The sequence below is a fragment of the Nocardia sichangensis genome, from assembly GCF_047200615.1.
Lineage (GTDB): Bacteria > Actinomycetota > Actinomycetes > Mycobacteriales > Mycobacteriaceae > Nocardia > Nocardia sichangensis.
Window position 1 is genome coordinate 105,075 of sequence record NZ_JBJZOK010000005.1, and the last position, 20,613, is coordinate 125,687.

At 68.6% G+C, this 20,613-nt stretch carries 21 protein-coding genes; 6 read left to right on the forward strand and 15 right to left on the reverse strand.

The genetic code is table 11. The annotated features are described in order from the left end of the window. The first annotated feature begins 24 nt into the window (after positions 1–24). Positions 25–990, forward strand: a complete 966-nt coding sequence (locus ACL03I_RS09010; RefSeq protein ID WP_412805647.1) for a 5'-3' exonuclease — start codon at positions 25–27, stop codon at positions 988–990. A 429-nt stretch (positions 991–1,419) separates the two neighbouring features. Here ACL03I_RS09010 and ACL03I_RS09015 read toward each other — a convergent pair whose 3' ends face one another. The 13 genes from ACL03I_RS09015 to dop form a co-directional block, all read right to left on the reverse strand. Next, positions 1,420–2,112, reverse strand: a complete 693-nt coding sequence (locus ACL03I_RS09015) for a DUF4333 domain-containing protein (protein WP_379251734.1) — start codon at positions 2,110–2,112, stop codon at positions 1,420–1,422. A 164-nt stretch (positions 2,113–2,276) separates the two neighbouring features. Further along, positions 2,277–4,979 carry a DEAD/DEAH box helicase gene (locus ACL03I_RS09020; RefSeq protein ID WP_355077572.1) on the reverse strand — a complete coding sequence of 901 codons (2,703 nt, stop codon included), beginning with the start codon at positions 4,977–4,979 and terminating at the stop codon, positions 2,277–2,279. A 3-nt stretch (positions 4,980–4,982) separates the two neighbouring features. After that, positions 4,983–5,936: a twin-arginine translocase subunit TatC gene (tatC, locus tag ACL03I_RS09025; RefSeq protein WP_355077569.1), complete on the reverse strand. Its 954-nt coding sequence runs from the start codon at positions 5,934–5,936 to the stop codon at positions 4,983–4,985. Between the two features lie 98 nt (positions 5,937–6,034). After that, the gene (tatA, locus tag ACL03I_RS09030) at positions 6,035–6,295 is read right to left on the reverse strand and encodes a Sec-independent protein translocase subunit TatA (protein ID WP_355077567.1); all 261 of its coding nucleotides are present in this window, start codon (positions 6,293–6,295) and stop codon (positions 6,035–6,037) included. Between the two features lie 64 nt (positions 6,296–6,359). Further along, a complete protein-coding gene (locus ACL03I_RS09035; RefSeq protein ID WP_355077565.1) occupies positions 6,360–7,409 on the reverse strand; it encodes a 2-dehydropantoate 2-reductase in 1,050 nt (349 codons plus the stop codon). Positions 7,410–7,431: 22 nt separating this feature from the next. Next, positions 7,432–8,409, reverse strand: a complete 978-nt coding sequence (locus ACL03I_RS09040; RefSeq protein WP_412805648.1) for a helix-turn-helix transcriptional regulator — start codon at positions 8,407–8,409, stop codon at positions 7,432–7,434. Then, positions 8,406–9,401, reverse strand: coding sequence for a helix-turn-helix transcriptional regulator (locus ACL03I_RS09045; RefSeq protein ID WP_355077562.1), 996 nt, complete (start codon positions 9,399–9,401; stop codon positions 8,406–8,408). Before ACL03I_RS09045 ends, ACL03I_RS09040 begins: the two co-directional genes overlap by 4 nt. A 400-nt stretch (positions 9,402–9,801) precedes the next feature. Then, positions 9,802–10,098, reverse strand: a complete 297-nt coding sequence (locus ACL03I_RS09050; protein WP_412805649.1) for an MTH1187 family thiamine-binding protein — start codon at positions 10,096–10,098, stop codon at positions 9,802–9,804. Positions 10,099–10,383: 285 nt separating this feature from the next. Further along, a complete protein-coding gene (gene pafA, locus ACL03I_RS09055; protein ID WP_174186519.1) occupies positions 10,384–11,742 on the reverse strand; it encodes a Pup--protein ligase in 1,359 nt (452 codons plus the stop codon). A gap of 217 nt (positions 11,743–11,959) precedes the next feature. Then, positions 11,960–12,760 carry a proteasome subunit alpha gene (prcA, locus tag ACL03I_RS09060; protein WP_355077559.1) on the reverse strand — a complete coding sequence of 267 codons (801 nt, stop codon included), beginning with the start codon at positions 12,758–12,760 and terminating at the stop codon, positions 11,960–11,962. Positions 12,761–12,762: 2 nt separating this feature from the next. Then, positions 12,763–13,617 carry a proteasome subunit beta gene (gene prcB / locus ACL03I_RS09065; protein WP_355077558.1) on the reverse strand — a complete coding sequence of 285 codons (855 nt, stop codon included), beginning with the start codon at positions 13,615–13,617 and terminating at the stop codon, positions 12,763–12,765. Further along, complete coding sequence (locus tag ACL03I_RS09070; RefSeq protein ID WP_014986166.1) at positions 13,614–13,808, reverse strand: ubiquitin-like protein Pup; 195 nt, start codon at positions 13,806–13,808, stop codon at positions 13,614–13,616. The genes prcB and ACL03I_RS09070 overlap by 4 nt, the downstream gene beginning before the upstream one ends. Before the next feature lie 152 nt (positions 13,809–13,960). After that, the gene (dop, locus tag ACL03I_RS09075) at positions 13,961–15,460 is read right to left on the reverse strand and encodes a depupylase/deamidase Dop (protein WP_039798407.1); all 1,500 of its coding nucleotides are present in this window, start codon (positions 15,458–15,460) and stop codon (positions 13,961–13,963) included. A 121-nt stretch (positions 15,461–15,581) separates the two neighbouring features. Here dop and ACL03I_RS09080 point away from each other — a divergent pair, with 121 nt between their 5' ends. The 4 genes from ACL03I_RS09080 to ACL03I_RS09095 all read left to right on the forward strand — a co-directional run bounded on the left by ACL03I_RS09080 (position 15,582) and on the right by ACL03I_RS09095 (position 18,841). Then, entirely contained in the window at positions 15,582–16,790 is a 1,209-nt protein-coding gene (locus ACL03I_RS09080; protein ID WP_412805650.1) for a DUF418 domain-containing protein, read from the forward strand. A gap of 142 nt (positions 16,791–16,932) precedes the next feature. Continuing rightward, on the forward strand, positions 16,933–17,472 hold the full coding sequence (locus ACL03I_RS09085) for an NUDIX hydrolase (protein WP_355077553.1): 540 nt from the start codon (positions 16,933–16,935) through the stop codon (positions 17,470–17,472). A gap of 64 nt (positions 17,473–17,536) precedes the next feature. Continuing rightward, a complete protein-coding gene (locus ACL03I_RS09090; protein WP_355077552.1) occupies positions 17,537–17,824 on the forward strand; it encodes a DUF427 domain-containing protein in 288 nt (95 codons plus the stop codon). Positions 17,825–18,043: 219 nt separating this feature from the next. Next, entirely contained in the window at positions 18,044–18,841 is a 798-nt protein-coding gene (locus tag ACL03I_RS09095) for an AraC family transcriptional regulator (protein WP_355077550.1), read from the forward strand. A gap of 25 nt (positions 18,842–18,866) precedes the next feature. Here the strand turns inward: ACL03I_RS09095 and ACL03I_RS09100 are convergent, their stop codons facing one another. Continuing rightward, positions 18,867–19,247, reverse strand: a complete 381-nt coding sequence (locus ACL03I_RS09100) for a nitroreductase family deazaflavin-dependent oxidoreductase (protein ID WP_355077548.1) — start codon at positions 19,245–19,247, stop codon at positions 18,867–18,869. 53 nt (positions 19,248–19,300) lie between these two features. Here ACL03I_RS09100 and ACL03I_RS09105 point away from each other — a divergent pair, with 53 nt between their 5' ends. Next, positions 19,301–19,903, forward strand: coding sequence for an NUDIX hydrolase (locus ACL03I_RS09105; protein ID WP_356962051.1), 603 nt, complete (start codon positions 19,301–19,303; stop codon positions 19,901–19,903). Here the strand turns inward: ACL03I_RS09105 and ACL03I_RS09110 are convergent, their stop codons facing one another. Then, positions 19,904–20,584 (reverse strand): TIGR00266 family protein, encoded by a 681-nt coding sequence (locus ACL03I_RS09110; RefSeq protein WP_355077544.1) that lies wholly within the window; start codon positions 20,582–20,584, stop codon positions 19,904–19,906. Positions 20,585–20,613 lie beyond the last annotated feature (29 nt).

Here is a 20,613-nt window from a genome sequence, read left to right on the forward strand (position 1 = left end):
GGTGCGACCGAGTAGCCTCAGCCCGTGACCTCTGCTTCCGGTGGGCCCCTGCTGCTGTTGGACGGAGCCAGTCTGTGGTTCCGCGCCTTCCACGCCATCCCCGACAAGATCACCGCACCCGACGGCCGGTCGGTGAACGCGCTGCGTGGTTTCACCGACATGGTGGCGTCGCTGATCACCCGGTTCGCCCCGAGCCGACTGGTGGTGTGCCTGGATCTGGACTGGCGCCCGGCGTATCGAGTCGAGCTGGTCCCGTCCTACAAGGCACACCGGCTGGACACGTCGCCCGATGCCGCACCCGGCGCCGAGACCGTTCCCGACAGGCTCACCCCGCAGGTCGAGATGATCCTCGAGGTGCTCGACGCCGCAGGGATCGCGACCGGAGGGGCGGAGGGCTTGGAAGCCGACGACGTGCTGGGCACCCTGGCGACTCGTGAGCGCACCGACGAGGTGGTCGTGGTCAGCGGCGATCGTGACTTGCTGCAGCTCGTCCGGGACGAGCCCGCGCCACCGGTACGGGTGTTCTACGCCGGACGGGGGCTGGCCAAGGCGGAATTGTTCGGCCCGGCCGAGGTGTCGGCGAAGTACGGTGTGCCGCAGCGGAACGCAGGCCCGGCCTATGCCGACATGGCGACGCTGCGCGGCGACGCCTCGGACGGATTGCCCGGCGTGGCGGGCATCGGCGAGAAATCCGCCGCCGCCTTGATCTCCCGTTTCGGCTCCCTGGACGCCCTCGTCGCGGCCGTCGAGGACCCCGGCGCCGACCTGTCGCAAGGCGTGCGTGCCCGGCTGCGCGCCGCCGAGGACTACTTGAAGGCCGCCGCACCGGTCGTGCGGGTGGTCTGCGACGCCGAGGTAGCCCTGTCCCGCGACGACGTCCTCCCCACCGAACCGGCCGACCCGGCCCGCCTACACGCCCTCGCCACCGCCTACAACGCGGAAAGCCCGGTCACCCGCCTGATCACGGCACTCACCACCCGCACCGCCTGATCCGGAAGCTGGTCGCACCCGTCGCGAAGAGCCATCCGATGCGCAACCGAGCACTCGACGTTCGGACTCGCGGCTCGTGGCTGCCGAACGAGAGCGGCATCCGCTCTGACACCCGCCCCGACCAGCATCGGTGTCCGCTACCGAAGCCATCGGCGGCAGTTGCACGCGACCACTCCTGCTCACCCCCGTCTGCACTACCGCGCCGAAACCACTCTGAGGTCCGCCACCAATCGGCGGTATGGCTTCCCTCCGCTGGCGAAAGCGAACGCCGAGGTCCGCGCGCGGCCTGACACTCCCAGCTCACCTCTGCCACGGGTTCCGAGCGAAGCGAGACCGAGCATCCGCCGTCCGCGGCCCGGCTCGCGCAAACGCGAGCCATCAGAGGGCCGCGAACACCCAGCGCCGCGGGCGCTGGAGAAACGAATTAGCTCAGCTGGGGCGACCGACCTCGTAGGTGCCGTCGTCCTTGGTGATCTTGATGCTCACCTTCTTGGCCTCGCCGCTGACCTTCACGCTGCATTCGAAGGTGGCGTCGACCTTGACTTCCTGGCCGGAGGGGCAGGAGACGTCGCTGATGTCCTGGATGCCGTAGGAATCCGACAACACCTTCTTCACGCCGTCCTGCACGGCGGCCTGGTCCAACTGGTCCTTGGCGGTCAACACGAGCACGAGCGCGACGATCGCGCCGACCACGGCGACACCGAGTACCGACAGCCCGATGATCAGGCCTTTGTTCTTGCCGCCCTGCTGCGGAGGCTGCTGTCCGGGAGCGCCCCACTGCTGCTGCGGCTGCCCCCACTGCGGCTGCTGCCCCTGCTGGCCCCAGTCCTGCTGCTGCGGTTGGCCCCACTGCGGCTGCTGGCCCTGAGCGGGCTGCTGGCCCCACTGCGGTTGCTGCGGTTGCTGCGGCTGCTGGCCCCACTGCTGCTGGGGCTGTCCCCATTGCTGCTGAGGTTGCTGCTCACCCCAGTGCTGGGTCGGCTGCGCCGAGGCCGGGGTCTGCGGCTGACCGCTCCACTGCTGCGTGGGACCGGACCCGCCCGGCGCCTGCTGTCCACCCCACTGCTGGGTGGGATCGTTGCGTCCCTCCCCGGGGTCGTTCGGTCCGTAAGGGCCGCTCATTTGCTTGCCTCCACTCGCATCGTTGTACACACGGTAGCCCCCCGCGTGGGCCTCGTCGCATGACACGACTACTCCGCCACGGTCGGTACGCGAAAGAAATCAAATCACAATCGAATCCGCCGTGTTGATATTGCCGCCCGCCGCGTGCCCGGCGCTCACGCCGCTCAGGCGGCGTCCACCGCCACGACGCCGCGCCGGATCGCCCGCACCGCCTTGGCCGCGGTGGCGGCGACCTCGAGATCGTCGGCGGTGCCGTGGATCTGATCGAGCAGATCGATCACCTGCCTGCACCAACGCACGAAGTCACCGGCCGACAGCGGCGAGCCTTGGTCGCCGCTGGCGAGCAACGACTCGGCCAACCCGTCGCCGCGTGCCCATTTGTAAATGCCGTCGACGAAACCGAGATCGGGTTCCCTGGTCGGCGGCAGCTTGTGTCGCGCCTCGTCGGAGCGCAGCTCGGACCAGACGCCGATGGTCGCGCCTACCGCGCGCCGGATCGGAGCCGTCGGTCCGGTCGCGCCGAGATAGCCGCCCTCCTGGCGGGATTCGTATACCAGGATCGAGACCACACCGGCCAGTTCGGCCGGGCCGAGACCGCGCCACAACCCCTTCCTGAGGCATTCGGCTACCAGCAGATCGCTTTCCGCGTAGATGCGCGCCAACCGGCGTCCGTCCGCGGTCACCTCGCTCTCGTGCACGAATCCACGTTCCTCCAGCAGACCGAGGATCCGATCGAACGTGCGCGCCAGCGAATTGGTGGTCGCGGCAACCTTCTGGCGCATCGCCTCCGTTTCGCGCTGCAACCGGTTGTAGCGCTCGCCGATCCGGGCCAGCTGCTCGCGATCGGGCCTGGAGTGCGCCGGATGGGCACGCAGGCTCCGGCGCAAGGTGGCCAGTTCCCGGTCGTCGGCCGCGGCGGACTGCCTGCCGCGACGTGGCCTGCCCGGCACCGAGATTCCCGTGCTGCGCAGCGCGGAGGCCAGGTCGCGGCGGATGCGCGCGGTGCGGTGATCCACCCGGCGCGGCAGCCGCATGTGCCCGAGCGCCTCGGCGGGCACCGGGAAGTCGGCGACCGAAACCCGTCCGGCCCACTTGTCCTCGGTGAGCACCAGCGGCCGCGGATCGCCCGGCGTCGCGTCCGGCTCCAGGATCACCGCGAGCCCGGCGCGGCGGCCGGACGGAATCGCCACCACGTCACCGCGCCGCAGCGCGCCGAGCGCGTCTACGGCGGCGCCGCGCCGGTCGGCACGGCTCTGCTGGGCCAACTGCCGCTCCCGCTGCTTGATCCGCTCACGCAGCGACAGGTACTCGAGGAACCCGCCTTCGGCACCGCCGAGCTGGTCGCGCAACTTGCGCAGCGCTCCCTCGTTGCGCTCGATGCCGCGCACCAGCCCGACCACCGACCGATCCGCCTGGAACTGGGCGAACGATCGCTCCAGCAGGGCGCGCGACTCGTCGGCACCCATCCGATCGATGAGGTTGATCGACATGTTGTAGCCCGGCCGGAACGAGCTGCGCAGCGGATAGGTGCGCGTCGAGGCCAGGCCGGCGACCGCGCTGGTGTCCACCTCTGGCTGCCACAACACCACCGCGTGACCTTCGACGTCGATGCCGCGCCGCCCCGCACGCCCGGTCAGCTGGGTGTACTCCCCCGGCGTGAGCTCCGCGTGCGACTCGCCGTTGAACTTGACCAGCCGTTCCAGCACCACCGTGCGGGCGGGCATGTTGATGCCGAGCGCCAGCGTCTCGGTGGCGAAGACGGCACGCACCAGCCCGTTGACGAACAGCTCTTCGACGGTGTGCCGGAACGCGGGCAGCATCCCGGCGTGATGCGCGGCGAGGCCGCGGTGCAGCGCCTCACGCCACTCCCAGTAGCCGAGCACCTCCAGATCGGCCTTGGGCAGATCGCCGGTGTGCTTGTCGATGATCGCGTCGACCTCGTCGCGCTCCTCCGGACGGCTCAGATCCAGCCGCGAGCGCAGGCACTGGGCGAGCGCGCCGTCGCATCCCGCCCGGCTGAAGATGAACGTGATCGCGGGCAGCAAGCCCTCTTCGTCCAGCTTGGCGAGCACCTCCGGCCGCGGCAGCGGGCGGAAATCCCGGCGCGGGCCACCACGGCCGTTGCGCGGGGCGCCCCAGCTGTTCATCCGGTCGGCCGCCTCACGGTGGCGGATGAACCGCACCAGGTCTTCGTCGACGAGCACCTTCTGCTCGGTGGATTTGGTGTCGAACAGGTCGAACATCCGCCGTCCCACCATGACGTGCTGCCACAGCGGAACCGGCCTGGTCTCGTCGACCACCACCGCGGTGTCGCCGCGCACGGTCTCCATCCAGGCGCCGAACTCCTCGGCGTTGCTCACCGTGGCCGAAAGGCTGACCAGCCGCACGTCCGGGGACAGGTGCAGAATGACCTCCTCCCACACCGCGCCGCGGAACCGGTCGGCGAGGTAGTGCACCTCGTCCATCACGACATAGGAAAGCCCGCGCAGCGCGTCCGAGGAGGCGTAGAGCATGTTGCGCAGCACCTCGGTGGTCATGACGACCACCGGCGCGTCGGGATTGATCGATTGGTCGCCGGTCAGCAGTCCGACCTGGTCGCGGCCGTGACGCTCGGTGAGGTCGGCGAACTTCTGGTTCGACAGCGCCTTGATGGGTGTGGTGTAGAAGCACTTCCCGCCCGCCGCCAGCGCCAGGTGAACGGCGAACTCACCGACGACCGTCTTTCCCGCGCCGGTGGGGGCACAGACGAGTACGCTGTGGCCTTCTTCGAGCGCCGCACAGGCTTCGCGCTGAAACGGATCCAGCCGGAACTTCAGCTCGGCGGAAAATGCGGTCAACTCGCCCGTCTGCGACCGGTCAACTGTCACTCGTCAGAGCGTATCGGAGTAGTCCGACACCGGTCGTGCGGATTTCTCCGCGGGCGTACCGATCGACCCGGCCGGATCGATCGGTGACGGGGCGCCGAGTTCGGAGGCCTCCTCGTCCGACAGCGCACCCCAGCCCTCGCGCTCCTTGCGCGCCCGGCGCAGGTCGTTGACCCGGGAGAACTGGATCGCCACCTCGAACAACACCGTCAACGCCAAGGCCAGCGCCAGCATCGAGAAGGGATCCTGCGGAGTCACGATCGCCGCGAAGACGAACAACCCGAAGGTGATCCCCCGCCGCCACGCCTTCAGGCGCTCGTAGGTCAGCACGCCGACCAGGTTCAACCCGACGATCAGCAACGGCGTCTCGAAACTGACCCCGAAGATGATCAGCAACTGGATGATGAACGAGAAATATTGCGACCCGCTCAACGCCGTGATCTGCACGTTGTCGCCGATGGTCAGCAAGAAGCTCAACGCGTGCGCGATCACCACGTAGGCCAGCACCGCGCCGGCGGCGAACAACACCGTGCCCGAGGAGACGAACCCGACCGCGTACTTGCGCTCCTTCGCGTACAGCCCGGGGGTGATGAACGCCCACAACTGGTACAGCCAGATCGGCGCCGCCAGCACCACGCCTGCGGTCAGGCCGACCTTCAACCGCAGCGTGAACTGCTCGAACGGCGCGGTCGCCAGCAGACGGCACTCACCGTCCGGGGTCAACGACGCACGGGCCGACGAGGGCAGCGAGCAATACGGCCCGCGCAGGATCTCACCGAGGCTCTCGATCCCGAGGAACCCGTGCCCGTACCACAGGAACCCGAGCACCGTCGTCGCGATCACCGCGGCGATCGACACCAGCAACCGGTAACGCAGCTCCTGCAGATGCTCGACCAACGACATGGTGCCGTCGGGATTGGTCCTGCGCTTACTGCGCCGCGGATCGAACGGGATTCGCATGGTTGGTGATCGCCCCTGGGTTCACGTGCCTCGCACGGCTCGGCAACAGCACTGAGTCCGGAGTGAGTTCTTCCTCACTCCGGCGCGAGCGGCTCCGCTCAGACCGATTTCTGCTCGGTGCGGGGCTCGGTCGCCTGCTGCGTCGGCTGCTGCGCGGCGGGCAACTGCGGTGCGGGCTGCTGAGCCTGCGCGCCGCTGGTTGGCGCGTTGCTCTCGTTCTGCATCTGACTGACCTCGCTCTTGAAGATGCGCAACGATCGGCCCAAACTGCGGGCCGCGTCGGGCATCCGCTTCGCGCCGAAGAACATCACGAAGACCACCGCAATGATCAGCCAGTGCCAGATGCTCAGACTGCCCATGATCTACCTCCCAAGACTGTGATGTTTCGATGCTACCGGAGGGTGACGTGCGCGAACGCCGCCGTCACCGCTCGTTCGCCCTGCGTTCGGGCGGGGCGCCCGCCGCTGCGGCCCGCAGTTGGCCGAGCAGCTCCCGTCCGGTCCACGCGCGCCTGCCGCCCTGCTCGGCCGCGACGATCAATTCGATCAGCCGCTGATTCACCGGCGTCGGCATCCCGACCATCGCGCCCAGTTCGACGATTTCCCCGCACAGCCAGGATATTTCGGTGGTACGGCCCAGCTCCAGGTCGTCCGCCATGGACGAACGCGCCATCGGATCGATGGCCAGCACCTGCCCGGCTACCCGCCGGAAGAGGCCGTCGGGAACGGTCAGCAGCGCGGCCATCACCCGGGGCGGCAGTGGGGTCAGCCGGGCGGGGCGAATTCGCGCCTTGTTCATCACCTCGAGCGCTTCGCGCTGGGTGAGCGCGAGGCAACGGCGGTAGTCCCGGTCGGCGAGTTCTTCCCGCAGCGGGCGCCCCGACAGCGCGTTGACCGGGTTGTTCAGGTTCAGCAGCAGCTTCGCCCACTGCACCGGCCGCAGGTCGGGATACCGGCGCAGGCCGAGCCCCGCTCGCTCGAATACGTCCAGGAACGGCGCCAGAGCCGGATCGTCCTGTACCGCGAGACCGCCCTCGGTGCCGCGATGGAAACGCCCGACGGGGTGGTGCACGACGTTGAACATCACCATTCCGGCCAGGACCACGCAGTGCGGCAGGATCTCCCGGATCACCGAGTCGTTGCCGATGCCGTTCTGCAGGCTGAGCACGACGGTGCCCGGCCGGATCTTGCCCGCGAGGTCGCGCACCGCCTCCGCCGTCGCCGCCGATTTCACCGTGACCAGCACCAGGTCCGCCGAGCCGACGTCATCCGGTTCGGTGGCGCGGTGGAATCGATCCGGCGGCAACGCGTCGTCGCCGCCGTCGAGGTCGGTGAGTCGGAGCCCGGACGCGCCGAGTTCGTCGAGCACGCGCCTGCGGCCGACCAGGGTGACCTCCGCGCCCGCTACACCGAGCTTGCCGCCGACGAAGTTGCCGATGCTGCCCGCGCCTACCACCAGCACACGACTGTTCATGCTGGTAGGGCCTCTGCCTTCCTCATCTGGCCTCCAGGTATCCGGCTTCCTCGTAGGCGGCCAGCGCGGCGTTCGACCGCTCACGCACCGCCGCCACCAGCTCCGGCGGGCCGAGGACGGTGACACCCGCCCCGAAACCGAGCAGCAGGCGGGCCATCCAGTCCAGCGTGGCGAACCGCATGGTCGCCTCCAGGCTGCCGTCGGGATGCACCGCCAGCCGATGCATCGGGTACTGATCCAGCACCCAAGCGTAATCGGCGTGAATCCGCAAGCGCGCCAAGGCGACCGCGGGATCGTCCTGGAACAGGTTCAGGCCCGCCGTCGCGTCGGTGGCATGCACGGGCGGCCGGGCGAGTTCGTCCAGCTCGGTCGCGGCCTCGATCCGGTCGAAGCGGAACAGCCGCACCCCCTCGGCCTGCCTGCACCACGCTTGCAGGTAGCTGTTGTCGTCCACGAGGACGATGCGGATCGGGTCGACGATGCGTTCGGACACCACGTCGCGACTGGCGGAGTAGTACACCAACCGCAGCGCACGGCCGAGCGCCAGCGCCGACCGCACGGCGGCCACTGCGGGCGCCTCCGGCGGCGGGGTTCGCGACCGCCCGTTCTCCGCGAGTTCCGCGCCGCCCGCGATCGCCGCTTCGATCTTCGCGATGGCCGCGTGGGCCGCCGTCGGGTCCACCATGCCGGGCATGTCGACGATCGAGCGCAGCGCGACCAGCAACGCGGTCGCCTCGGTGGAGGTCAACCGCAACGGACGGTCGATGCCTGCGGAGAAGGTGACTTCGATGCTCTCCTCGGAGAACGACAAGTCGATCAGGTCGCCAGGACCGTACCCGGGAAGCCCACACATCCACAGCTGATTGAGGTCGCTCATCAACTGTTTGGTGGTCACGCCCAGGTCGGCGGCGGCCTCGGCCGCGCTGATGCCCGGGTGGGCGATGAAGTACGGGATCATGTTGAGCAGCCGGGACAGCCGGACCGAGAGCCGCGAGCTCATGCCCGCACCTCCGTGCGGTCGAACACCGAACGCAGCCGCGCGATGACATCGGCACGCAGCGACTCGGGGGCGAGTACCACGGCGTCCGGGCCCAGGCCGGTGATCAGCCGGGCCAGCCAATCGCGGGATCGCACCGGAAGCTCGACGACGGCGCCCGTACGGCCGCCGACGACGCGCTCACCGGTCACCTGGCCGAGCCTGCGGATCTCCCGCCCGCGCCCTTCGGCCACCCACACCGTCGCCGAGCCGCTGACCGGCGCGGTGCTGGTGACCTGGTCGACGATGGCGCGCAGGTCGACGCCCTCCGGCTTGTGGACGGCGTTGCGCGGGCCATACGCGGTCACATCGTCGCCGATGCGGGACAGCCGGAAACTGCGCACCGCGTCCCGGTCCCGGTCGTGCCCGACCAGGTACCAGCGGCCGTGATGGGTGACGACGCCCCACGGTTCGACGTCGCGCATGAGATAGGGGGCGTTGATCGCGCCGCGGTGCTCGAACCGCACCGCCTGGCCCGCGTCGATCGCGGCGAGGAGTTTGCCGAGCACGGGTTCGGAGCCCCGAGCGCGGGCCGGAACCGCGGGCACGGACGCCACGGCGGCGTCGGTTTCCACGTGGATGCCCGCCGCGCGCAGTTTGAGCAACGCCCCCTCCGCCGCGGCGGCGAGTTCCGGCGATTCCCACATCTGCACGGCCACCGCGACGGCGGCGGCCTCCTGATCGCTCAGATCGATGTCGGGTAGCTCGTAGGCGTCGCGGTTGATCCGGTAGCCCTCCACCGTCGAGTACCGGCTCACCGGACCGACTTCCAGCGGAATCCCCAGATCACGCAGTTCGTTCTTGTCCCGCTCGAACATCCGGCTGAACGCCTCGTCGCTGGCGGAGTCCTCGTATCCGGCCACGCTCACCCGGATCCGCTCGGCGGTCAGGAACTGCCGGGTCGACAGCAGCGCGATGACCAGATTCATCAGCCGCTCGACCTTGGATATCGCCACCCGATAGAGGGTAATCTGCGCAGCCGGGCTGTGTTGGTTCGGCCGCTACTTCGTAGCGGCGTGTTCGCGGCCCTCTCATCGCTCACGTTTGCGCGACCGCCGCTTGCGCCTTCGTCGCCTACGCGGCGGCCGCGTAGGCGCGCGCCGGGCCGCGAACGGCGCATGCTCGGTCTGGCTTCGCTCGAAACCTGTGGTCGAGGTGCGCTGGGCGCGTCGGTGAGCAACGTACTGACCTCGGCATCCGCCGTTACGAGCGAGCCGCGCGCAGGTACGACTTTGTCGGTGTAGCCGAAGTTATGGAAACAGCAGACCGAACGGCGTTCCGCTAGGTGGCTCGACAGTCGTTGAGGGCTCGACAATCGTTGAGCCGCCGCGGCCAGTCGTTGAAATGCGCGGACCATCAGTCTTCCGACAAGTAGCGCTCGACCTTCTCCACCTTGGCGGTCATCGCATCCGTCACCCCGGGACGGATGTCGGCCTTCAACACCAAGCTGCAGCGTGGAGCGACGGCGAGGATGGCGTCGGTCGCCTGTTTCACGACGGCCATCACCTCGTCCCATTCGCCCTCGATGGTGGTGAACATGGCATCGGTGCGATTGGGCAGTCCGCTGGCGCGCACCACGCGGACCGCCTCGGCGACGGCGCGCCCGACGTCGACGCCGGTCCCGAGCGGTGTGACGGAGAAGGCAATGATCATGCCTCGATCATGCCCGCAGGCCCGACTCGTCTCCGCGACGAGGCGGTAGACCATCGCTCGAACGCGAGCCACACGGTCAACCGCTCGCGCCCGATATCAATGGGCACGACCGAACGAACTGCTGCCAGGACCGCAGTGTTCAGATCGAAACTTCATTCACCGAAGCGCCCAACGCACCCCAACTACGTCTTTCGAGCGAAGCGAGACCGAGCCTGTTCCGTTCGCGAGCCACCAGGGGGCCGCGAACACCCAGCGCCGCAGGCGCTGGAAAAACCAACACGGCAGTTACATCGACGCGATCAGGCGATCTACGCGCTCGTCGACCGAACGGAACGGGTCCTTGCACAGCACGGTGCGCTGCGCCTGGTCGTTCAGCTTCAGGTGCACCCAGTCGACGGTGAAGTCGCGGCCCGCCTCCTGGGCCGCGGTGATGAAGTCACCGCGCAGCTTGGCCCTGGTGGTCTGCGGCGGGGTGTCGACCGCGGCGTCCACGGCCTCGTCCTCGGTGACCCGTTTGGCCAGCCCCTTGCGCTGCAGCAGGTCGAAGACGCCGCGTCCGCGCTTGATGTCGTGATAGGCCAGATCCAGCTGGGCGATCTTGGGATCGGACAGCTCCATGCCGTACCGGTCCTGGTAGCGCTGGAACAGCTTGCGCTTGATCACCCAGTCGATCTCGGTGTCGACCTTCGCGAAGTCCTGCGCCTCGACCGCGTCCAGGGTGCGGCCCCACAGGTCGACCACCTGATCGATCTGGGGATCGCGGTCCCGATTGCGCAGATGCTCCACGGCGCGGGCGTAGTACTCGCGCTGGATGTCCAGGGCGCTGGCCTGCCGACCGCCTGCCAGGCGCACCGGGCGCCGACCGGTCAGGTCGTGGCTCACCTCGCGGATCGCGCGGATCGGATTGTCCAGCGCGAAGTCGCGGAACGAGACACCCGCCTCGATCATCTCCAGCACCAAGGCGGCCGTGCCGACCTTGAGCATGGTGGTGGTCTCGGACATGTTGGAGTCGCCGACGATCACGTGCAGGCGGCGGTACTTCTCCGCGTCGGCGTGCGGCTCGTCGCGGGTGTTGATGATCGGCCGCGAGCGAGTGGTCGCCGAGGAGACGCCCTCCCAGATGTGCTCGGCGCGCTGCGACAGGCAGAAGGTGGCGGCCTTCGGCGTCTGCAGCACCTTGCCCGCGCCGCAGATCAGCTGACGGGTGACCAGGAACGGCAGCAGCACGTCGGAGATCCGGGAGAACTCGCCCGCGCGCACCACCAGGAAGTTCTCGTGGCAGCCGTAGGAGTTGCCCGCCGAGTCGGTGTTGTTCTTGAACAAGTAGATGTCGCCGCCGATGCCTTCTTCGGCCAGACGCTGCTCGGCGTCGATCAGCAACTCTTCGAGGACCCGTTCGCCCGCACGGTCGTGGGTCACCAATTGCGCCAGGTTGTCGCATTCCGCGGTCGCGTACTCCGGATGCGACCCGACATCGAGGTAGAGCCGGGCACCGTTGCGGAGGAACACGTTCGAGCTACGGCCCCAGGACACCACCCGGCGGAACAGATACCGGGCCACCTCGTCGGGGGACAGTCGACGGTGACCGTGGAAGGTGCATGTCACACCGAACTCGGTCTCGATCCCCATAATTCGTCGCTGCACACCATCGACATTACAGCCAAGTCGAGGTCTTGCGTGGGGCACCGAACAACCCGTATGCATACGTCTTCACAACGATTTGGCCCGCTTTGTCGGAATTTGCCCGGGTGAAACGCCGGTTTCGCCGGAGGATGCACAGTTCGGCCCGGCCCCGGACATGCCGATACGGCCCGCGAACCAAGCGTCGTTCGCGGGCCGTCGAGGTCGTCGGCCCGGCGGATCACTCCGCCGACGGAGTCTCCTTCGCCGACGGTTTCTCATCCTTCGGCTCGGAGCCGGTCTCCTCCACCGCGGGCTTCTCGGCCGCCTGCGCCGGACTCAGCAGACGCTCCAGCGTGGCGTTGGGCACCCGCCGGAACGCCCGGCGCGGACGCGCCTGCTCCAAGGTCGCGACCTCGAGCGAGCTCACGCCCAGCACCCGCTTCTCCTTCTCCGCGCCTTCCGGAACGCCCGCCTGCAACGCGCGCACCGCGACGCCGACCGCGGAGGCCAGGTCCAGACCCGGCTGATACGACGACTTCAGCGCGGTGACGATCGGCTCCGTGGTGCCGCCCATCACCACGAACTCGCGCTCGTCCACGATCGACCCGTCGAAGGTGATCCGGTACAGCACCGATTGCGCGGCCTGCTCCGGATAACCCACCTCCGCCACACAGATCTCCACCTCGTACGGCTTGAGCTGATCGGTGAAGATCGTGCCGAGCGTCTGCGCGTAGGCATTGGCCAGCGCCCGGCCGGTGACATCGCGGCGGTCGTACTGATACCCGCGAATGTCGGCCTGCAGGATGCCGCCCCTGCGCAGATTCTCGAACTCGTTGTACTTGCCGACCGCGGCGAACCCGATGCGGTCGTAGAGCTCACTCACCTTGTGCAGCGTCGCGGACGGGTTCTCCGCGACGAACAGCACACCCTTGTCATACGTCAAGACCACGACGCTGCGCCCCCGAGCGATGCCCTTGCGCGCGAGCTCGGTCTTGTCGCGCATGATCTGCTCGGCCGACGCGTAGTACGGCAACGTCATGATCAGGCGCTCCCTTCTTCGGCGGCCTCGCGGTCGGCGACGATGCCGCGGGTGATCTCCGCCAGCCGCGACTCGGTCACCTCGACCGCACCCTCCTCATCGATCACGATCGCCGTCGGGAAGATGCCGCGCACCAGATCCGGGCCACCCGTCGCGGTGTCGTCGTCGGCCGCGTCGAACAGCGACTCGACAGCGATGCGCAACGCGCGATCCTGATCGATTCCCTTGGCGTACAACTTCTTCAGCGAGGACTTCGCGAACATCGAGCCGGAACCGACCGCAGCGTACCCGAATCGCTCCTCGCTGCGTCCACCCACCACATCGAACGAAACAATGCGGCCCGCCTTGTCGGCATCGGTGGCGTCCAGGTCGTAGCCGACCAGCATCGGCACCACCGCCAGACCCTGCAGGGCCGCGGGCAGATTCTCCCGCACCATCTTCGACAGCTTGTTGGCCTTGCCGTCGAAGGTCAGCGGCACGCCCTCGAGCTTCTCGTAGTGCTCCAGCTCCACCGCGAAGATCCGCACCATCTCCACCGCCATGCCCGCGGTGCCTGCGATGCCCGCCGCGGAATAGCTGTCGGTGATGTAGACCTTCTCGATATCCCGGCTGGCCAGCAGGTTCCCCTGGGTGGCACGGCGGTCACCGGCGATCAGCACACCGCCGCGATAACTCACCGCCACGATGGTGGTGCCGTGCGGAGCGATCTCCTTCGCGGAAGTGCCGCCGGGGATTCCGGCGGCACCCTGTCCGAATCTGTTGCTGGGCAAAAGATCCGGAGCATGCATGCGGAGATAGTCGGAGAAGGAAGAAAGGGCGTACCCCAGGTGGAGACGCGAGGGGTCACCGACTGTCACTGGCCACCTTTCTGCACGTACGCGCGGACGAAGTCCTCGGCGTTCTCCTCGAGCACGTCATCGATCTCGTCGAGCAGGTCGTCGGTTTCCTCCGCCAGCTTTTCGCGGCGCTCCTGACCGGCGGCGTCTACACCGTCGGGGCCCTCGTCCTCGTCGCCACCCCCGGCGCGCTTGGTCTGCTCTTGTGCCATGGCAGCCGACCTCCTCTGTCCTCACCATGATCGGGACCCATGGTGAGCACGGTCCCGATCATGAGCATTGTCCGTGCTCGTCCCTCAACACTACCTACCAGCACCGACAGTGTGCCTATTTTGTGTGGCGGTGTTGGTCTCGCGCAGGTGGACTATGTCGTCAGCTGCTCCACCAGGTCCGCGGCGGTGGTCACGCCGTCGAGGAGTTTGCCGACGTGGGCCTTGGTGCCGCGGCGGGGTTCCAGGGTGGGGATGCGGACCAGGGAGTCGCCGCCCAGGTCGAAGATCACCGAGTCCCAGCTGGCCGCCGCGATGTCGGCGCCGAAGCGGCGCAGGCATTCGCCGCGGAAGTAGGCGCGGGTGTCGGTGGGCGGGTTGGTCATGGCGTCGAGGACCTGCTGCTCGGTGACCAGCCGCTTCATCGAGCCGCGGGCGACCAGGCGGTTGTAGAGCCCCTTGTCCAGGCGCACGTCGGAGTACTGCAGATCCATAAGGTGCAACTTGGGGGCCGCCCAGCCGAGGCCCTCGCGGCTGCGCATGCCCTCGAGCAGGCGCAGCTTGGCCGGCCAGTCGAGCAGGTTCGCGCACTCCATCGGATCGCGTTCGAGCAGGTCCAGGACCATCGCCCAGTTCTCGATGATGTCCTGGACGCGCTTGTCGTCGTTGCCGGTGCGGTCGACGAACTTGATCACCCGGTCCAGGTAGACGCGCTGCAATGCGAGACCGGTCAGCTCGCGGCCGTCGGCGAGCGCGACCGTCGCCCGCAGCGTGGGGTCGTGACTGATGGTGTGCACCGCGGTGACCGGGCGGGCCAGCTGCAGATCCGACAGGTCCTCGCCCGCTTCGATCAGGTCGAGGACCAAGGCGGTGGTGCCGACCTTGAGGTAGGTGGACATCTCGGCCAGGTTGGCGTCACCGATGATGACGTGCAGCCTGCGGTATTTGTCGGCATCGGCGTGCGGTTCGTCGCGGGTGTTGATGATGCCCCGTTTGAGCGTGGTCTCCAGGCCGACCTCGACCTCGATGTAGTCCGAACGCTGGGACAGCTGGAAGCCCGCGTGGTCGCCGGACTGGCCGATGCCGACCCGGCCGGAGCCGCACACCACCTGGCGGGACACGAAGAACGGCGTGAGCCCGACGATGATCTGGTTGAACGGGGTGTCCCGGCTCATCAAGTAGTTCTCGTGGGTGCCGTACGAGGCGCCCTTGCCGTCGACGTTGTTCTTGTACAGCTGCAGCCGCGGAGCCCCCGGCACGCTCGAGGCGTGCCGCGCGGCGGCCTCCATCACCCGCTCGCCCGCCTTGTCCCAGATCACCGCGTCCAGGGGGTCGGTGACCTCGGGCGCGGAGTATTCCGGGTGGGCATGGTCGACGTAGAGCCGGGCGCCGTTGGTGAGGATCATGTTCGCGGCGCCCACCTCGTCGGCGTCGATCACCGGCGCGGGACCGTTCATCCGGCTCAGGTCGAATCCGCGGGCGTCGCGCAGCGGCGACTCCACCTCGTAGTCCCAGCGCGTGCGCTTGGCGCGCGGCACGCCCTCCGCCGCGGCGTAGGCCAGGACCGCCTGGGTCGAGGTGAGGATCGGGTTGGCCGACGGCTCGGTCGGGGTCGAGATGCCGTATTCGACCTCTATTCCGATGATGCGCTGCATGGCATCGAGCCTAAGTCACGCACCCGGCCCGACCCCCCGCGACCGGCGGAGTCCAATGTCATACCGCAGGTGGTACTTCCGGAGGACCCCTCGCGGCGCAGGTCGGCGCGATAGTCGGGACATGTCCGAATCGATCGCAGCCCGCCGCCTGGAGACCGCCGAGCAGCATCGCCCGTCGCCTCCACCACCCGCGCCCGCCCGGCTCGTCGCGTTGGACGTGCTACGCGGGATCGCGATTCTCGGCACCCTCGCCACCAACATCTGGATCATCACCAACCCGGAGGGGCTGGTCGGGTATCTGCACGACATGGGTGGCGAGGCCGGCGGATGGACGTGGACCGAGCGCGTGCTCCAGCAGCTGGCGCAGGGCAAGTTCCTCGGGCTGCTCACCGTCATGTTCGGCATCGGCCTGGCCATCCAGCAACGCTCCGCGACCGAGGCCGGGCGCCGCTGGCCGGGGAAGTACCCCTGGCGGGCGGGCTTGCTGTTCCTGGACGGTCTGGTCAACTTCGTTTTCGTCGCCGAGTTCGACGTCCTCATGGGGTACGCGGTGACCGGACTCGTGGTCGCGTTCGTGCTCGCCACCGGTGCGCGGGCGCGGCGGCGCTGGCTGGTGGGCGCGGCGGCCGTGCACGTGTCGCTGTTGACGCTCATCGGGCTCGCTCTGGCGTTCGCGCCGAGCCAGGACGCGCAGGCGCGTCGTGCGCTGGACCCGAATCCGTATGCGGACGGCTCGTTCTGGGAGCTCGCGGCGTTCCGGCTCGGCAACGCCGGGCTGTTCCGGATGGAGACGATCTTCGTCTTCGCGATGTCGGTCGCGCTGTTCCTGACCGGCGCCCGGCTGTTCCGGGTGGGCGTGTTCGGCCCGGAAGGCGCGCGACTGCGCAAGCGGCTGATGATCCTCGGCTTCGGCGTCGCCGCGCCTATCGACCTGGGCGTCGGCATACTGGGCGGTGGCGACCTCATCCTGTTCACCCGGTACGGCAGCGCGCCGTTCGTCTCTCTGGGCATTCTGGCCGCGGTCGCCGAGTGGTACCTGCGGCGTCCCGGCGCCGGGTTCGCCGGGCGTCGGTTCACCGAGATCGGCCGCACCGCGCTCAGCTGCTACATCCTGCAGAACCTGGTGGCATCGATCCTCTGTTACGGCTGGGGTTTCGGACTCGCGGCGCGCGTCTCGCCCGATGACCGTGTCCCGTTCACCGTCGGTGTCTACGTGCTGGTATCGCTGATCATCGCCTGCGGAGCGCACCTGTGGCTACGACGCTTCGAGCGCGGGCCGGTGGAGTGGTTCTGGAACGTGAGTTTCCGAACGCTGGCGCGGGAACGCTGAAACGCCATGATGCCCGTATCCCAGGGCCGGGGATACGGGCGTGCCCATGCCGACCGGCTCCGTTGTGGCGCAGGGCTTGTCGTACCCGCACATGCCGCGAAGGCCGGCGGCCCCGGCGCGCGGCAGCCGCTACCGTCGTGCTGTGACGCTTGCCGACCGCTACCCCTTGCTGCACACACCGGCTCACTGGGCGTGGGGCGACCTGGATGTCCGGTTCTCCACCACACTCCCGTCCGACGAACTGGTCACCAATATCCACGTCGTCTGTTTCGTCGGCGACGAGATCGTGCTCTGTCGTGACGATCGCGACGTCTGGCTGATTCCGGGCGGCACCAGGGAACGCGGCGAGTCGATCGACGCCTGCGTGCGCCGCGAACTGCGGGAGGAGGCGGGCGCACGCCCGGTCGGACCGATCCGATGGTTCGGCGCGCACCATGCGACGAGCAACGGTCCGGCACCGTATCGCGAGTGGCAGCCCCATCCGCACAAGGCGTGGCTGTGGTGCACCGCGGACGTGGTGCTCGAATCCGCCCCGACCAATCCCGACGACGCCGAGCAGATCCTCGAGGTGCGCACCTTTCCCGTAGCCGAAGCGATGCGACGGGCCGGATCCGACGGCGAGCACCTGAGCGAACTGGTGGCATTGGCGGTCGAACTACACCGGCCGGAGCGTCCCGAGTGATGTAGGCGGCCGGCCGCACATACTCGGCCGCCGCCCACCGGTGGGATCGGGGCAGAATCGAAGGATGGCAACGGCAACTTGGCACGGCCGCGTCCTCGCGACCAGCAATGACACCATCATCGTCGAGGGCAATCACTACTTCCCGCCGGACTCGATCCGACCGGAGTTCTTCCAGCCCTCCGACACGCACAGCTACTGCCCGTGGAAGGGCACCGCCAGCTACTACACCGTAGTGGTCGACGGAGACAGCAACACCGACGCCGCCTGGTTCTACCCGGAGCCGAAGACCAAGGCCGCGCAGATCAAGGACTATGTCGCGTTCTGGCGCGGCGTCGAGGTGACGGAGAGCTGAGCGGCGTCTTTCGCTGCGAGCAATCGAGTGGCGAACTCATGATCGATGCCGGAATCCGGTCGTAGGCGCGGCCGTGCGGTGATCGGCGGGCCGGGGCGGCGGCTCGGACCGCAGTGCCCCGGCGAACGGCGGCAATCGGAGGAATCGGGAATACCGCCTGCGCGAAACCGATACGCTCATCCCAGGATTCAGCGCGAGTGTCTCAGCCGGGAGCATCCCATGATGAAGGCTCTGGTCACCAACGGCTTCTCGATGGCGCCTGGCGGCGCGGCGGACGAACCGGCGCGAGCGGGTGTCGCGCTGCTCCGGCCGGGGGTGCTGGCTTTCGCCGGATCGGTCGGTCCGACGGAGTTACACGCGCATCACGCGGTGCAGATCGTCGCCGCGAGCACGCCGATCGTGGTGGTGGACGGTAGCGGCGTCCGCAAGCAGGGCACCCACGTCATCGTGCCGACCGACGCGCCGCACCGGATCGACGTAGGCGCCGCGCACGGCACGGCCGTCTACCTCGACCCCGAGACGGCCGCCGGTGCGGCGGCGGATCGCAGAGCGCACCTCAACGGCTGGGTCGACAGCGCCGACGCCCTCGGCATCACCGCCGGTGGTGGAGACCTGACCGCGCAGGTCACCGCCGTCGTCGACGATCTGCTGCCGCAGGACGGCGCGTCCGGCGCGAGCGAGCGGCACGCGGTGATCACGGCGGCCCTGCAACTGCTGCCCGCACTGGTGCGCACCGGGTCGGTGCGGGGCGCGGATGTCGCACGACAGTTGGGTATTCCCGCGCCCCGACTGTCCCACCTGTTCACCGAGCAGATGGGAATTCCGTTGCGCCGCTATATCCTCTGGCTGCGGCTGCACATAGCGCGGACCCGCGCGCTGGCCGGAGACGACCTCACGGCCGCCGCGCACGCGGCCGGTTTCTCCGATGGCGCGGATCTCACCCGCACCTGCCGCCGGACGTTCGGGCTGTCTCCATCGGTGCTCAGCCGCACCAGCGAATCGGTCCCGGACGCATAGCGGCCGGGACGGCTCGCGTTCCGTATCAGTCCGCCGGACGGGACTCGACGTAATAGTCCGCCGAGATCGTCTTCAGCATCTGCCGCACGCCGAGTGGCGCCCATACCGCGGAGGGGTCGTGCCGCACGACCGGATCGGTCAGCTCGACCACATGGCCGCGGGTTTCCAGGGCGAAACCACCCGCCGCGCAGATGTTCTTGACCCAGTCGACATTCCGGCCATACGTCAGCGCGATCCGGTAGGCGCCGTCCTGCTCGAAGACCATGACCGGGGTGCGGTAGGACCGGCCCGACTTCCTGCCCTTGTGCAGCACGATGCCGAACCCGGGCGCGCGTCCCGCGACCAGGCCCGCGGTCGGATTGGTGACATGCCGGTTGAAATTCGCCAGTGCGTGCGGAAGCACCATGGGCGGCGATCCTCTCTCCCTGTGGCCTGCGGTGTTCACGTTACTCTCGACCCATGTCCGCTCCGCCGCCTCATCGCGAGCCGCCCCACACCGGAGATCCGAGCGCGGAAACGATCGCCATCTACGATGCGGCGGGGAACCCGGTGGGGGCCGCCGAGCGGGCCACGGTCTACCGCGACGGATTGTGGCACGCCAGCGCGGGGGTGCTCCTGCGCTCCGGTGACGGCGAGCGCGTCTACGTGCACCGCCGCACCGACACCAAGCTCGTTTTCGCGAGCATGCACGACTGCCTGGCCGGTGGTGTGGTCGCGCCGGGCGAAGCGCCGCGCGAGACGGCCCTGCGCGAACTGGCCGAAGAACTGGGCGTCACGCCGAACCCCGCCGACGTCTCGCCCGAACCGCTGGCGACGGTCTCCTGGGACGGCGAATGGGCCGGTCGGCCGATGCGGTGTCATCTGTTCGCGTACGAGTCGCGCTACGACGGGCCGGTTCGCCACCAACCCGACGAGATCGCCGCGGGATGGTGGTGGACCGACGCCGAACTGCTGGCGCGTTTGGCCGATCCGGACTGGCCGTTCGTCCCGGACACCCGCCTGCTGATCACGGATCTGCTGGTCGGCGCCCGGTCAGCGGCAGACGACGGGACGAGGCCCTGATCAGCTGGACGAGGCGACGGAGGCGGCCCAAGCGGCGAACGCGCCGGGATTGCGTGTCTGCAACAGCACCCGGCCGGGGCCGGTGAAATCGAAGACGAAACCCTCGCCGGACTTCAACGACTGGATCGATCGACCCGAGACCGCTCGCCGGATGCTGAAATTCATCGCCAGGTCGTAGGCGACCACGTGCCCGGTGTCGATCGTGATCGGCTCGCCCGGTCGCAGATCGATCACATCGATCGCGCCGAACACGCCCACCACGATCTCACCCTCGCCGTGCGCGCGCAGACCGAATCCGCCTTCGCCGCCGAACAGATTGGCGAACCCGCCCCACTTGCTCTCCACCTGCACACCGTGCGAATTGGCGATCCATCCCCCGCGGCTGATGAAGAAAGGCCGATCCGGCGTGATCTGCAAGTTCAACATGTCGCCGGGAAGCGCGGGCGCCACGTCGACCCACCCGCCCTGCGGCGGCGCGGTGAACGTCGAGACGAAGAACGACTCCCCGGCCAGCACCGACCGCTTCAGTCCGGCCAGGATGCCGCCCTCGGCCTTGGCCTGCAACGTGACTCCCGCCGAATGAGCCACCATGGCGCCGCTCTCGACCCGCATCGGCTCGCCCCCGGCGAGAAAGCACCGCGCGACGGCGGCGGCGGGACTGTGGCGCAGTTGCACTTTCATGTCCGCCGACCCTACCGCCGAATCCCACA